The sequence below is a fragment of the Sphingopyxis sp. genome, from assembly GCF_035565275.1.
Lineage (GTDB): Bacteria > Pseudomonadota > Alphaproteobacteria > Sphingomonadales > Sphingomonadaceae > Sphingopyxis.
On sequence record NZ_DATMST010000190.1, the window covers coordinates 1 to 13,976 of the forward strand.

A 13,976-nucleotide genomic window follows, 5' to 3' on the forward strand; every position below is an offset into this window, starting at 1 on the left:
GGACCTGTGGACCTACGACATCAGCAGCGGCCAGACCCGGCTGCTGGTCGATTCCAAGGTGGTGCCGCTGGCGAGGGCGCCGAAGGCCAGCGCAAGCGCCGCTTTCGCCCGCGGAACAAGAGCGTCGGCGCGCACAAGGGCGCTGTGAAGCGCGTCGGTTGACGTCCAACGTCCTTCCGCTAGACCCTTCGCCCAACGAAAGACGGGCGAAGGGATAGTGGATGGCCAACGGTGACGGCGCGGCGATAATCGAAACCCGGCAGAGCGAACGCAAGGTCATCCTCGCGTCTTCGCTCGGCACCGTCTTCGAATGGTATGATTTCTACCTCTACGGCCTGCTCGCGACGATCATCTCGGCGCAATTCTTCTCGGGCGTCAACGAAACCACCGGCTTCATCTTCGCGCTCGCGGCCTTCGCTGCGGGTTTTGCCGTGCGCCCGTTCGGCGCGCTCGTCTTCGGTCGTATCGGCGACCTTGTCGGACGCAAGAACACCTTCCTCGTCACCATGGGCCTCATGGGCGTGTCGACCTTTCTGGTCGGCGTGCTGCCTGGCTACGCGTCGATCGGCGTCGCCGCGCCGATCCTGCTCGTGCTGCTCCGTCTCGTCCAGGGGCTTGCGCTTGGCGGCGAATATGGCGGCGCCGCGACTTATGTGGCCGAACATGCGCCCGAGGGAAAACGCGGGCTGTTTACCAGCTTTATCCAGACCACCGCAACGCTGGGCCTGTTCGCGGCGCTCGGTGTCGTCATCCTCATCCGCTCGGTCATTGGCGAAACCGCCTTCGCCGACTGGGGCTGGCGCATTCCGTTCCTGATCTCGGTCATCCTCCTCGGCGTCTCTCTGTGGATTCGCCTTCAGCTCGAGGAAAGCCCGGTCTTCAGGCAGATGAAGGCCGAAGGTACGACATCGAAGGCGCCGCTGACCGAGGCTTTCGGGCGCTGGGCCAACCTCAAATGGGTGCTCATCGCGCTGTTCGGCGCGGTCGCGGGGCAGGCGGTGGTCTGGTATTCGGGGCAATTCTACGCGCTGTTCTTTCTCGAAAAGACGCTGAAGGTCGACGGCGCGACCGCGAACATCCTCATCGCCATCGCGCTCGCGCTCGGCACGCCCTTCTTCATCTTCTTCGGCTGGCTCAGCGACAAGGTCGGGCGCAAGCCGATCATCCTTGCGGGCTGCGCGCTCGCCGCGATCACCTATTTTCCTGCGTTCCAGATGCTCACCAGCGCCGCCAATCCCGCGATGGCGAAGGCGCAGCAGAACGCCGCAGTGATCATGGCGGCTGACCCCGGCGCCTGCTCGTTCCAGTTTGACCCGATCGGCGGCAACAAGTTCGAAAGCGGTGGCTGCGACATCATCAAGTCGACATTGGCAAAGGCCGGCGCGAACTATACTGCCTTCACGCGCGAACGCATGACCGGCGATCCGGCGCGGGTGCGCATCGGCTCGCGCGTGCTTGCCGCCCCCGACCCCTGGCGCATCGCCGAAGAGGATCGGGCTGGCGCTATCGCCGGCTTCCGGGCGGATCTCGAACGCGCGCTGGCGGACGCGGGCTATCCGGCGAAGGCCGATCCCGACCAGATCAACAAGCCGCTCGTCGTCGCGATCCTCTTTTACCTCGTGCTGCTCGTGACGATGGTCTACGGCCCGATCGCCGCACTGCTCGTCGAACTGTTCCCCAGCCGCATCCGCTACACCGCGATGTCGCTGCCCTATCATATCGGCAATGGCTGGTTCGGCGGCTTCCTGCCGACGACCGCGTTCGCGATGGTCGCGGCGACCGGCAATATCTACTATGGCCTCTGGTATCCGGTGATCGTCGCGGTGATCACGCTGGTCGTCGGCCTTCTCTTCCTGCCCGAAACCTTCCGCCGCTCGATCCATCACGAGGACGCCGACCCCGCCGCGCATTGACGGGGCCGGTCGGCACGTTAGGGTTGCGTCAGCCTTGAGGGGGGCACGATGATTGCCGACGACGTAGATTTCGACCCGCCGCCGCCGCGGCGTCCTTTACTCCGGCGCAAGCGGGTGCTGATCCCGCTCGGCCTGCTGCTCGCAATTCTGGTTGCCTTTCTGGCACTGCGCACCCCCGACACCGACCGCGACGACATGATCGCCAAATATGGCGGCGCGAATGCGGCCTTCGCCGCCGGGCCGGCGGGCCAGCGCATCCATTACCGCGATCAGGGCAAGCGCGATGGCCCCGCCATCGTCCTGCTTCACGGGTCGAACAGCAGCCTTCACACATGGGGGCCGCTGGTCGACCGGCTCGGCGGCACATATCGCGTCGTCACACTCGACCTGCCCGGTCACGGGCTGACCGGCGGGACCCCGGACAAGGATTATGGCGCCGAGGGTATGGGCGAGGCGGTCGATGTCGTCGCGGCAAAGCTCGGGCTCGACCATTTCGTCCTCGGCGGCAATTCGATGGGCGGCTGGGTCGCCTGGCGTTATGCGCTGACGCACCCCGACCGCGTCGACGCGCTGCTGCTCATCGACGCCGCCGGCATGCCGCTCCGCAAGGGCGAGAAAGCGCCGCCGTCGAACATCGGGTTTCGCATCCTCGAATATCCGTTCGGTCGCTGGCTCGCGACGCAGATCACCCCGCGCCGTCTCGTCGAGCAATCGCTACGCGGATCAGTCGAGAAACAGGTGATCGTCGATGATGCGATGATCGACCGCTACTGGGAGCTGCTGCGCTTTCCCGGCAATCGCGAAGCGACGGTGCTGCGCGCGCGGATGGACCGCGAACCCGCAATGGCGGCGCGCGTGGGCGAGATCGAGGCGCCAACGCTGATCCTCTTCGGCGACAGGGACCGGCTGATCAATCCGACCGCCGCAAAGACCTTCAACGAACGCATCGCGGGGTCCGAAGCCGTGCTGCTGCCGGGGATCGGCCATCTTCCCATGGAGGAGGCGCCCGATGCGACGGCGAAGGCCATCGCCGATTTCCTTACGCGGCGGCCTGCTCCGTCGCTGGCGCCGGCTGATCCAGAAACGCGCTGATCCGTGCCGAGATCGCCTCGGCATGGGTGAAGGGGAAGAGGTGCGATCCCGGCACCACTTCGAGTAGCGCGCCGTCGATCTGGTCGGCCAGCATCCGGCCATAGCAGGCGGGCATCACGCCATCCTGTTCGCCAGCCAGCACCAGTGTCGAAAGATTTTTCAGCCGCGCCAGAAATCCTGCGCTGCTCCATCCCGCCATCGCGGCGGTCTGGTAAGCGATGCCGAGCGGGGTCGCGGTCTGAATTTTCAGCCCGCTCGCGAGCATGTCGTCATCGAACATCGCGGCCCATCCGATACCCGGGGCTCCCATGACCGGCGTCGTCGCCATCAGCACCAGCCGGCGAACCCGGCCCGGAAACTGGATCGCGATCTGCTGCGCCAGCGCGCCGCCCCAGCTGAAACCGGCGAGGTCGATCATTTGGTGGCCGAGGCGGCCCGCGATCTCCATCACCACCGCCGCGATTGTCGGCGCCATGTAGGGAAGCAGCGCGTCGGGTGATCCACCGACACCGGGCATGTCGAGCGTCCACACTTCGCGGCCGTGAATCTGTGCGAGTAGCGGCGCCGCGGCGGCGATGTCGGCGCCGATGCCGTTCAGGAACAGCAACGGCGTGCCGGGGGCGCCAGCACGCCAGCGCGCGACGCGCAGGCTCAGGCCATAAACATGTTCGGTGCTGATGGCCGGACGGCCGCTGATCCTGCTCATGGGCGTGCCTTCGCATATCCTGGTGACACGCGAAAGGCCGGCGCGTCTATCCTGCGTCTTTCGGGGCGGCAGCAGCTTGTTCGTAACGAAGGCAGTCGAAAATCTTCGCGCCCGCGAGGAAGACCGACCCGGTGCAGGCGACCAGCAGCAACTTGCCCCCGATCCCCGGATAATGATCGATATAGGCGGCGCCGCGCGCCATCGCGCCGACGGCGAGCGCGTAAATGATCAGGCACGCCTCGAAACGGGTCTTGATGACGAACAGGCGTCCGATCTTCTTCAGCATCACCACATCCTAGGCAAGAGCCATGCCAGTGGCGCAAAACCGGGATTCGGCGCGCCGGACATATGGTAAACTGTAAATTAACCCGACAGCTTGGGGAAGGGAGAGTCTGTTTGGGGTGGATTCCGGACATTCCCTTCCTTTTAGGAAGGGGTGGAGTGGGTAGCTACCGGTCAAAACAGCGGACAGCCCGCGACCGACTGACACCGGCCGTCTAATCCGCTTTGGCGAACCAGATCACGTGCCGCGCGCCCTTGCCGCTCGCACGGGCACGCACGCCGACCTCGTCGACCCGAAAACCCGACGCTATCAACCGGCGCGTAAAGCGCGCGTCGGGCGCGGCCGACCATATTGCAAGAACGCCGCCGGGTCGCAGCGCCGCCTTCGCTGCCGCCAATCCGGCCGCCGAATAAATGCCGTCGTTTGCCGCGCGCACCAGTCCGTCGGGGCCATTGTCGACGTCGAGCAGGATCGCGTCATAGCGGCCGCGCCCCGCTGCGATGGCCGCCGCGACATCGCCGATGACGAGTTCGATGCGGGGATCGTCGAGACAGCCCGCGGCGAGTTCGGCCATCGGCCCGCGCGCCCAGTCGATGATCGCGGGGACCAGCTCCGCCACGGTTATTTTCGCGCCCGGCCCAAGCACCGCGAGCGCCGCACGCAAGGTGAACCCCATGCCGTAACCGCCGATCAGCAGATGCGCCGCTTCCGGATTCCGCAGCCGCTCGCACGTCATGACCGCAAGCGCTTCCTCCGAACCGCTCATCCGGCTGTTCATCAATTCATTGCCGCCGATCGCGATGATGAAATCCTCGCCGCGCCGGTACAGGCGCAGTTCGTCGCCGCCGGGTATCGGCGCCGTGTCGATCAGCTCGCGTATCTTCAACGGCGTCAGTCCAGCTCGCCAAGGCCGAGTTCCGCCAGCAAGGCGCTCCGCGCCTTGCGCACGTCGCTCGCCAGCGCCGCCGATGCGAGGTCACCCGGCGCGATCGCCTCGGGCCAGTACGTCGCCACCACCCCGGCGATCCGGTCGAGCTTCGCTTCGTCGGCGATGAAACGCGGATCGACCGTCGCGGGATCGGCGACGATGCGCAGACGCAGGCAGGCCGGGCCGCCGCCGTTCGCCATAGACTGGCGGACGTTGACGGGCAGCAGGCGGCGGATCGGGCCGTTGCCCTCGACATGCGCCTCCAGCCAGTTCCACACCGCCGGCGTGTCCTTTGCCTCGGTCGGCAGCACCAGCCCCATGCCCCCTTCAGGCAGACTGACGAGCTGGGCATTGAACAGATAGGATTTGATCGCGTCGGGCAGGCTCACCGCGCTTGCGGGGACCTCGACGATCTCGACCGCCGGGAAAGCGGCGCGGATTTCGGCGTGCGCGGCGTCGCGGTCCTCGAACGCGGTCTCGTGCGTGAACAGCACATGCTCGTTCGCGACCGCGACGACGTCGTTATGGAACGCGCCGCCCTGGATCGCGGTATCCGACTGGCGGATGAACAGCGTCCGCGCGGGGTCGAGCCCATGCTTCCTCGCGACCGCCTTCGACGCGTCGAGATGCTGGCGCGCGGGGAAGCGTCCGCCCCCGACGCCATAAACGAAGATCTCGACGCCGCGCCCGTCGTGCCCGCTGCACAGCCGCATATGGTTCGCCGCGCCCTCGTCGCCGAAGGGGGCGGGGATGGGGGCATGCACTTCAAAGGCGGGGTTGGCGAAAGCGAGGCGAAGCTGCGCCAGCGTGCCCGGCCATTCGTGGCTGCGGTGCGGCATGGTGACGAGGTTCGCGACGGTCAGATGGCATTTGCCGTCGGCGCTGTCGGGGGCAGGCGAGACGGTCGCGGCATTGGCGGCCCACATCGACGACGCCGACCAGGCCTGCGCGCGCAAATGTCCCTCGCTATCCTCCAGCGTCGTTCCGAGCGTTTCCAGCCATGGGGCGTCGGGCCGGTCCAGCGGCATGAAAAAGCCCTGCGGCAGCCCGAGCGACAGATTGTGGCGCATCTTCTCGATGCCCTGCAACGCCGCGGCGCGCGGCTGCGACACGTCGCCGGCGTTGTTCGCCGACGCGAGATTGCCGCGGCTGAGCCCGGCATAATTATGGCTCGGGCCGATGATCCCGTCGAAATTGATTTCGGTGAGCACGGCCTAGCGTCCGATCCAGCTGATCGCGTCGCCCTTGCCGGCGCCGAGCAGTCCCGCGGCGCCGGCGTCCAGCGTCGATCCATCGCCGACCTTGCCGAAACAACAGCGAAAGTCCGCAAGCCGGCCGGTCGCGACCAGCGCATCTTCTCCGCCCCCGGCAATCGCCGAAATCTCGACATGCTTCGCGTCGCGGATGCTCGCGACCTGGTCGGTGCGCGCGGTCATCGTCGGGCCGCCGTCGAAGATGTCGACATAATTTTCGAACGCGAAACCTTCATTCTCGAGCATCCGCATCGCCGCGCGTCCGGTCGGGTGCGGAACGCCGATGACGCTGCGCGCATGCTCGCCCAGCATCGCGATATAGACAGGATGTTTGGGCATCAGGTCGGCGATGAACTGGTTGCCATGGACCGCGTTGAACTGGTCGGCTTCCTGAAAGCTCATCCCGAAGAATTTGCCCGCGACCCCGTCCCAGAAAGGCGATCCGCCCGCTTCGTCGATCACCCCGCGCAGTTCGGCAAGAATACGGTCGCCGAAACGTTCGCGATGCCGCGCGATGAACAGGTACCGCGACCGCGCGAGCAGGAGGCCAAGCCCGCCCGCCCGCGCCGCGGGGTGCAGGAACAACCCGCCGACCTCGCTCGCGCCGTTGAGGTCGTTGCTCAGCATCAGCACCTGCGCATGGAATGTGCGGCCAAGCTGCTCGCTATGCTTGCTGTCGGTGCCGATGCGATAGGAGTAAAAGGGCCAGCGCTGGCCGACCTGCCCGAAAATCTGGCAGGTGCCGCGGACTTCGCCATTGGCGGTGTCTTCCAGCACGAGCAGATACAGCTCGTCCGACGGATATTCCTTGTTGCTCGCGAAACCGGCTTCGGCGCGTTCGAGCTTGGCACGCAGCGCCTGCCTGTCGGGGGGCAGGTTGGTGAAGCCGCCACCGGTCAGCTTCGCCATTTCATAGATGCTTTGCAGATCGCCCGGCTTGGCCGCCCGGATCACATAACTCACACAGTCCCCCGTTCCGCTATTCTCATCATCGTCAGCGCCGACAACCGCGCGCGTTCGGCAAGGCTGCCGGCAATCAGGAATTCGTCCGGCGAATGGATCGCGCCGCCGCGCGGGCCCATCGTGTCGACCACCGGTACGCCGCAGGCGGCGATATTGTTGCCGTCACACACGCCGCCGGTCGCGTTCCAGCTGATCGGCGGCAGGCCGAGCGCGGCGCCGCAGTCGCGCACCAGCTCGAACAGGCGCGTCGCGGCCGGGTCGAGCGGCTTGGGCGGGCGGTTGAAATTGCCGTGGATGTGGCAATGCACGTCATGCTCGCGCGATACCGCAGCGACCGCATCGCGCAGCATCGCTTCGGCTTCCAGCATCGCTTCGGGCGTCGAGGGGCGCATGTTGACGCGCAGAATCGCACTGTCGGGAACGACGTTGTTGGGGCCGCCGCCGTCGATCTTCGCCGGATTGACCTTCAGCGTCGGCGATTTCAGTGCCGCGAGCCGTAGCGCAAGGTCGGCCGCGGCGAGCAGTGCGTTGCGCCCGTCGTCGGGATTGCGGCCGGCATGCGCCGACAGGCCGTGGACGACGACCGAGAAATTGCCGCTGCCCGGCCGCGCGCCCGCAAGCGTGCCGTCGGGAAGCGCGGGCTCATAGGTCAGCGCCGCCGTCTTGCCCTTCGCGAGGCTTGCGATCAGCGCGGCCGAGGCGTGGCTTCCCGTTTCCTCGTCGCTGTTGATCATCACATCATATCCGACGCGGCTCGCGAGCGGCGAGGTTTCAAGCGCGCCGAGCGCGGCAAGGATCACCGAAATGCCGCCCTTCATGTCGGCTGTACCGGGGCCGTTCAGCACGCCGTCCTCCAGCCACCGGAGCGACTGGAACGGATGATCGGCGGCGAACACCGTGTCCATATGCCCCGTCAGCAGCAACTGCACCGGTGCCTCGGGACGCACGCGCAGGTGCAGGTGGTCGCCGCGCTGGATCGTGTTGACCCGGCCCGCGGCGTCGACGCTCTCGACCGGCTCGGGAGCGACCAGCCGCACCTCGCCCGGCAGGTTGGCAAAGGCGTCTGCGAGCAGCCCGGCGACGGTCTTGAGTCCCGCCAGATTGCCGGTGCCGCTGTTGACCGCCGCCCATCGTTCGACCTGCGCGAGCATCGGCGCGTCGGCCGCGCGTTCGAGCGCTTCGGTTTCGGATGTCGTGACCGATGTCATGTCGAGGCTATAGACGCGCGGGCAGCCTTTTGGCGACCCCCGACGTCGTGTCTCAGCGAGTCCTGGCCGGTTCGAGCATCGGCGCATAGCCGCGAAGCTGGAGCGCCTTGCGGGGTGAAAGCCCGGTTGCGAGCCGGTCGAGAAGCTGCCCGGCGCGTGGCGCCTTGCCCTGCGCGAACAGGGTTCGCGCCAGTTCGACCTGCGCCCGCTGGCGCACGTCGAGATTGCCGAACGGGTCAAAGAAGGAATCGATGCGCGTCCGGTCCTTGACGCCGTCCCAGCTGAAAGGCTTTCCGGCAAGCGGGTCGGCGGCGATCGCGTCGTAGCGTCGCGCTGCTTCGGGCAGCGATATCTTTCCGGCCAGCACCGCGAGGCGCGTCGCGAACAGCCTCGCTTCGGGCGAAGCGGCGGTGCCCTCAAAATCGGCGAGAACGCGCTCGACCCAATCGAAGTTCACAATGCCGGTGGCCGCCTGCATGCCCAGCAGGTTGAACGACAGGATCGCACCGCGATGCTCGGCGGTCGTTGCCGCGCGTACTGCGTCGTCGGCCGGTCGGCCAAGGCTTGCTGGCGATACGAGCTCGATTCCGGGATCGCTCTTCAGGATCGCTTCGATGTCGGGCTTGTGGAAATAGCCGACGACGACGAGCACGGTTTCGCCTTTTCGCTTGTGGGCGATCGCGCGAATGCGCTGCGCCTGCATGAAGGTGCGATACAGATAAAGGCGGCGCGGCAGGTCGCGATCGGCGCGCGGCGCCGGCTCGCTCGCCCATTTCTGCAGCGGTGCGAGCGCCGCCGGATCTTCCGCCGAAAAGAAATCCCGGTCGAGCGTCTTGCGATCGGGAAAGGTCAGGAAGCCCTGAAAGCCCTGCGGCTTGCGGACTTCGGGCGGCGTATCGAGATCGATGCCGAAGCCGAGCAGCTGATCATCCATCGGCGGCATCCAGTCGATCGGGCAAAGCTCGGTTCCGCTTTTCGCGACCCACGGCAGGATGACTCCCTGCACCTCATAGGTGAATTCATAATAATCCTGCCGCGACGCCTGCTCTGGCGGGCGTTCGATGCACACCGCGCCCGGCTTCACATGATCGAGAAAGGCCGCAAGCGCCCCTGGCTGGTCCTTTTCGGCGACCAGCTGTGCACCATGGTCGACACCAAGGATCGCGAGCCTCGTCTTTCCCTCCCGGGCATGGGCAAGCTGCGGAAAGGCAGCAGCGAGCAAAAGGGCAAGGCAGGCAAGGATGCGTTGCAACACGGTGAATTTCTCCGATCGAAGAAGAGCATGACCGCATAGCATGGGTGCCGGTCGTGGCAACGCCGCGAGGGAAGGCCGGTTGGTCGCAGCTATGCGGTAAATCACTGCCGCCGCCCGCACGTTGGGGTAAGGACGCGCGAATCACGTCGAATCGCAACGCATTAACCGAAAGTTCGGGACAGCCCCGCTACGAGGCCGCACCGATGATGAGTGGATCGATGACAGCCGCCTTTGTGCTTGGAATCAACATGTCCGTGGCCGGCATTTTTGCCGTGGCGTTCGCCGTGGTCGCGGCGACCAACCGGACCTCGCGCGGCGCACGGTGGCTCGCGCTCGGCTATGGCATGGGGATCATCTACGTCGGTCTCGAATTTCTTCTGACGCGGCAGGTCGATCCTACTCCTGTTGGCATTGGTATCTTCCTCGTCTTTCTCATCGCGCTCAGCTTCGCGCTGATCGGCGTCGCCTATCATTATCGCACTACGCCGCCGTGGATCGCGATGGCGGCGATATGGGTCGTCACGATCCTTGGCGTGCCGGCGATCTTCAGCCTGACCTATGGCTCGGCATTGCGGCTGACGCTCTACCAGCTGCCCTATTTCGCGATGCAGGCTTTGCTGGGGCTCGTGATCTTGCGCTCGGGCCGGCGTCAGGCGCTCGACCTGCTGCTGATCGCGCTTCAGGTGCTCGCGGCGATCATTTATGTCGCCAAACCGTTCATCGCGGCGACCGTCGGGACGGCGAGCGCGCCGCAGGGCTATATGGCGACCACCTATGCTGCGATTTCGCAGAGCGGGAGCGTCGTTACATTGATGGCGATCGGGCTCGTCCTGCTGCTTGTGATGATGCGCGACACGACGGCGGAGATGGTGGCGCGTTCGGAAACCGACCCGCTTTCCAGTGTGCTCAACCGCCGGGGTTTCGAACATCATGCCGAACAGGCGTTCCTGCGGGGCGGGACGGCGGTGCTGATCGCCGCCGACCTCGACGACTTCAAGAAAATCAACGACAGCTTCGGTCATGCGGCAGGCGACGGAGTGATCGCGCATTTTGCGGCGATGCTGGTCGATGCCGCACCTGCGGGTGCGATCGTCGGACGCGTCGGCGGTGAGGAATTTGCCGTCCTCCTCCCCGAGGCCCTGTTGTCCGACGGCCGCCTCTATGCCGAAACCGTGCGCACGGCCTTCGCCTCGGCGCGGTTGCCGGTGCTCGGCGTCGATCGCCAGTTCACGGCGTCTTTCGGTGTCGCCCAGCGAACCGCCAGCGATTCGCTGTTCGAATTGTCGCGCCGGGCCGACGCTGCGCTCTATCGCGCCAAGGCGGGCGGGCGGAACCAGGTCCGCGTGGCGCTCGGCGAATTGCCGCCGGTGCATGCCGTGGGTGTCGCCTGATTTCAGACCGCGAGCAGCGGCGTGTCTTCCTCGCGCGGCGGCGATGCTTCGAAACCGGGCAGGGGTTCAAACGTCTCTTCGCTCAGCTCGATCGACGCGAGCCCGCCAAGCTTGAAATGGCCAAGGCGCGGATCCTCGTCCGACCGCCAGCTTTTGTTGAGGTTCAGCGCGCTGATGAACAGGTCGCCATGCCGTTCGAACAGCAGGTGCGGCGCCAGCTTCAGCACTTGGCCGTTATAGTGTGCGGTGACCATGCGCTTGCGCGCAATGGCTTCCATCAGTTTCAGTCGCGTATCGTCCATGGTGTCCTGGATCGTTCTTGGGGAGGAGATCTATTATGTTGTGCGTTGCAGCATAATATATACGGACGCCCTTGGAAAGCTCCATTGCCAATTGAAACCAATCGCGGCATAGGGCGGCGGCCCTTTCCTCCCCGGGTCCACTGGCGCAGCCGCGCCGACCAGAGGGTGCTTGCATGACTGAATTTCTCGATCGCTCCGGCCTGTCCGTCGATTCGCGACTGGCCGATTTCATCGAGCAGCGCGCGCTGCCGGGAACGGGGCTCGACGCCGATAAATTCTGGAACGATTTCGCGGGGCTGCTCGGCAAGTTCGCGCCCGCGAACGCCAACTTGCTGGCAAAGCGCGAGGATTTGCAGGCGCAGATCGACGCATGGCACCGTGACCGCGAAGGGCAGGCGCATGACGCCGCCGGCTATCAGGCGTTTCTTCGCGACATCGGCTATCTCGTCTCCGAACCTGCGCCGTTTCGGGTCGGCACGCAAAATGTCGACGCCGAAATCGCGACGATGGCCGGACCGCAGCTCGTGGTGCCCGCGCTTAACGCCCGTTTCGCGCTCAACGCCGCGAATGCGCGCTGGGGCAGCCTCTACGATGCGCTCTACGGCACCGACGCGCTCGACGCGCCGCCCGCGAAACCCGGCGGCTATGATGCCGAACGTGGCGGCGCGGTTATCGCGCGCGCCAAGGCGTTCCTCGACGAAGCGGTGCCGCTTGCATCGGGAAGCTGGGCCGACTGGCAAGGCGGGGAGCCGACGCTTGCGGACCCGTCGCAACGGGCTGGCAGCAAGCCGGGCGGCATCCTGTTTCGCCACAATGGCTTGCATATCGAGCTGGTGATCGATCCCGACAGCGCGATCGGCAAGACCGATCCCGCGGGCATCGCCGATGTCATTCTCGAAGCCGCGCTGACGACGATCATCGACCTCGAGGATTCGGTCGCGGCGGTTGACGGCGAGGACAAGACGCTCGGCTACACCAACTGGCTCGGCCTGATGCGCGGTGATCTCGTCGAAAGCTTCGCCAAGGGCGGGACGACGGTGACGCGCGCAATGGCGGCCGACCGTGAATGGACGTCGCCGTCGGGCGAGGCGTTCATGCTTCACGGCCGCAGCGTGATGTTCGTCCGCAACGTCGGTCATCTGATGACGACGCCGATGATCAGGCTGGCCGGCGGCGGCGAGGCACCCGAGGGCATCTGTGACGCGGTCATCACCAGCCTCTGCGCGCTCCACGATCTGAAGGGCCTCGGCAGCCTCAGGAACAGCCGCGCGGGCAGCATCTATATCGTCAAGCCCAAGCAGCACGGGCCCGAGGAATGCGGCTTCACCGACCGGCTGTTCGACGCCGTCGAGGATATGCTCGGCCTCGCGCGCCACACGATCAAGGTCGGCGTGATGGACGAGGAGCGCCGCACCAGCGCCAACCTCGCCGCGTGCATCCACGCGGTGAAGGACCGCATCGTCTTCATCAACACCGGCTTCCTCGACCGCACCGGCGACGAGATCCACACCTCGATGCGCGCGGGACCGATGATCCCGAAGGGCGAGATGAAGGCGAGCGACTGGATCGCGTCCTACGAGGATCGCAACGTCCGCATCGGCCTCGCCTGCGGTCTCAGCGGCAAGGCGCAGATCGGCAAGGGCATGTGGGCGATGCCCGACCTCATGAAAGCGATGCTCGAAGCCAAGATCGGCCATCCGAAATCGGGCGCGAACACGGCATGGGTGCCGTCGCCGACCGCTGCGACGCTCCACGCGCTGCACTATCATCAGGTCGACGTGTTCGCGCGGCAGAAGGAAATCGCGGGCGAGGCCGTGCCCTCGCTCGACCGTCTCCTGAACATTCCGGTCGCCACGGGACGCAACTGGAGCGAAGCCGAAATCACCCGCGAACTCGATAACAATTGCCAGGGCATCCTCGGCTATGTCGTGCGCTGGATCGATCAGGGCGTCGGCTGCTCGAAAGTGCCCGACATCGACGACGTCGGCCTGATGGAGGACCGCGCGACGCTGCGCATCGCCAGTCAGGCGCTCGCCAACTGGCTGCTCCACGGCGTCTGCACCCCCGAACAGGTCGACGCCGCGCTGGCACGCATGGCGGCGAAGGTCGACGCGCAGAATGCGGGCGATGCGCTCTACGAAAAACTGACCCCCGACGGCATCGCGTATCAGGCGGCGCGCGCGCTGATCTTCGAGGGCGTGACGCAGCCCTCGGGCTATACCGAACCGCTGCTGCACAAATATAGGCAAGCGAAAAAGGCGGCGTAACGCCAAAGGCGGCTTTCGACCTTCTTTTTCATCGTCACCCCGGACTTGATCCGGGGTCCCGCTGTTGGGTCAGGCCGTGCCGACGCGTCAGAAAAGCGGGATCCCGGGTCAAGCCCGGGATGACGAAAGGGGGGGCAACGCCGCCCCGCCTTGATCTGTCACCGCCCAAAAACAGGGCAGCCCGGCGTCATTGCTTCGCAAATTGACACCCCCGGCCGCCGGGCGCATATCGCCGCCCGCCGGGGCGCGACTCCGGCATCAACCCAAGGACCGAAAAATGGACCCCGACAGTAGACGTCGCACCATATGTCCGGCAGCCACGGCGGTCCGTCAGGGGTAATCTCCTGCGCATCTCCTGACGCTGGCGGACGCCAGCATTCAGGAGACACTCAATGTTCAACGCTTTCGTTCGCGA

General features: G+C 65.8%; 12 protein-coding genes. 4 read left to right on the forward strand and 8 right to left on the reverse strand.

Annotation, left to right across the window (positions count from 1 at the left end):
• Nucleotides 1-221: 221 nt before the first annotated feature.
• Both VN047_RS13545 and VN047_RS13550 read left to right on the forward strand, forming a co-directional pair.
• Nucleotides 222-1,913 carry an MFS transporter gene (locus VN047_RS13545; protein ID WP_325543510.1) on the forward strand — a complete coding sequence of 564 codons (1,692 nt, stop codon included), beginning with the start codon at nucleotides 222-224 and terminating at the stop codon, nucleotides 1,911-1,913.
• Between the two features lie 48 nt (nucleotides 1,914-1,961).
• Entirely contained in the window at nucleotides 1,962-3,005 is a 1,044-nt protein-coding gene (locus VN047_RS13550) for an alpha/beta hydrolase (protein ID WP_325543512.1), read from the forward strand.
• On the opposite strand, the gene VN047_RS13555 is transcribed toward VN047_RS13550, so the two are convergent.
• The 7 genes from VN047_RS13555 to VN047_RS13585 all read right to left on the reverse strand — a co-directional run bounded on the left by VN047_RS13555 (nucleotide 2,953) and on the right by VN047_RS13585 (nucleotide 9,601).
• Nucleotides 2,953-3,711 (reverse strand): alpha/beta hydrolase, encoded by a 759-nt coding sequence (locus tag VN047_RS13555; protein ID WP_325543514.1) that lies wholly within the window; start codon nucleotides 3,709-3,711, stop codon nucleotides 2,953-2,955. The two genes, VN047_RS13550 and VN047_RS13555, sit on opposite strands and share 53 nt — an antisense overlap.
• Nucleotides 3,712-3,757: 46 nt before the next feature.
• Nucleotides 3,758-3,997 carry a hypothetical protein gene (locus tag VN047_RS13560; protein WP_325543516.1) on the reverse strand — a complete coding sequence of 80 codons (240 nt, stop codon included), beginning with the start codon at nucleotides 3,995-3,997 and terminating at the stop codon, nucleotides 3,758-3,760.
• A 211-nt stretch (nucleotides 3,998-4,208) separates the two neighbouring features.
• Nucleotides 4,209-4,880, reverse strand: a complete 672-nt coding sequence (locus VN047_RS13565) for a spermidine synthase (protein ID WP_325543518.1) — start codon at nucleotides 4,878-4,880, stop codon at nucleotides 4,209-4,211.
• A 5-nt stretch (nucleotides 4,881-4,885) separates the two neighbouring features.
• Nucleotides 4,886-6,133, reverse strand: a complete 1,248-nt coding sequence (locus VN047_RS13570) for an N-succinylarginine dihydrolase (RefSeq protein ID WP_325543520.1) — start codon at nucleotides 6,131-6,133, stop codon at nucleotides 4,886-4,888.
• 3 nt (nucleotides 6,134-6,136) lie between these two features.
• Nucleotides 6,137-7,138: an arginine N-succinyltransferase gene (locus tag VN047_RS13575; RefSeq protein ID WP_325543522.1), complete on the reverse strand. Its 1,002-nt coding sequence runs from the start codon at nucleotides 7,136-7,138 to the stop codon at nucleotides 6,137-6,139.
• Complete coding sequence (locus tag VN047_RS13580) at nucleotides 7,135-8,346, reverse strand: hydrolase (protein WP_325543524.1); 1,212 nt, start codon at nucleotides 8,344-8,346, stop codon at nucleotides 7,135-7,137. The genes VN047_RS13575 and VN047_RS13580 overlap by 4 nt, the downstream gene beginning before the upstream one ends.
• A 52-nt stretch (nucleotides 8,347-8,398) precedes the next feature.
• Nucleotides 8,399-9,601, reverse strand: coding sequence for a hypothetical protein (locus tag VN047_RS13585; protein WP_325543526.1), 1,203 nt, complete (start codon nucleotides 9,599-9,601; stop codon nucleotides 8,399-8,401).
• Nucleotides 9,602-9,819: 218 nt separating this feature from the next.
• Between VN047_RS13585 and VN047_RS13590 the strand changes: the two genes are divergently transcribed.
• Complete coding sequence (locus VN047_RS13590) at nucleotides 9,820-10,992, forward strand: diguanylate cyclase (protein WP_325543528.1); 1,173 nt, start codon at nucleotides 9,820-9,822, stop codon at nucleotides 10,990-10,992.
• Between the two features lie 2 nt (nucleotides 10,993-10,994).
• On the opposite strand, the gene VN047_RS13595 is transcribed toward VN047_RS13590, so the two are convergent.
• Complete coding sequence (locus tag VN047_RS13595) at nucleotides 10,995-11,294, reverse strand: hypothetical protein (protein ID WP_325543530.1); 300 nt, start codon at nucleotides 11,292-11,294, stop codon at nucleotides 10,995-10,997.
• Nucleotides 11,295-11,467: 173 nt separating this feature from the next.
• Between VN047_RS13595 and VN047_RS13600 the strand changes: the two genes are divergently transcribed.
• Nucleotides 11,468-13,561 (forward strand): malate synthase G, encoded by a 2,094-nt coding sequence (locus tag VN047_RS13600; protein ID WP_325543532.1) that lies wholly within the window; start codon nucleotides 11,468-11,470, stop codon nucleotides 13,559-13,561.
• Nucleotides 13,562-13,976 lie beyond the last annotated feature (415 nt).

Excerpts from the sequence above, each read along its gene's own strand:
- VN047_RS13580 (WP_325543524.1), bottom strand. The coding sequence starts at position 8,346 with ATGACATCGGTCACGACATCCGAAACCGAAGCGCTCGAACGCGCGGCC.
- VN047_RS13550 (WP_325543512.1), top strand. The coding sequence starts at position 1,962 with ATGATTGCCGACGACGTAGATTTCGACCCGCCGCCGCCGCGGCGTCCT.
- VN047_RS13560 (WP_325543516.1), bottom strand. The coding sequence starts at position 3,997 with ATGCTGAAGAAGATCGGACGCCTGTTCGTCATCAAGACCCGTTTCGAG.
- VN047_RS13555 (WP_325543514.1), bottom strand. The coding sequence starts at position 3,711 with ATGAGCAGGATCAGCGGCCGTCCGGCCATCAGCACCGAACATGTTTAT.
- VN047_RS13545 (WP_325543510.1), top strand. The coding sequence starts at position 222 with ATGGCCAACGGTGACGGCGCGGCGATAATCGAAACCCGGCAGAGCGAA.
- VN047_RS13590 (WP_325543528.1), top strand. The coding sequence starts at position 9,820 with ATGACAGCCGCCTTTGTGCTTGGAATCAACATGTCCGTGGCCGGCATT.
- VN047_RS13600 (WP_325543532.1), top strand. The coding sequence starts at position 11,468 with ATGACTGAATTTCTCGATCGCTCCGGCCTGTCCGTCGATTCGCGACTG.
- VN047_RS13595 (WP_325543530.1), bottom strand. The coding sequence starts at position 11,294 with ATGGACGATACGCGACTGAAACTGATGGAAGCCATTGCGCGCAAGCGC.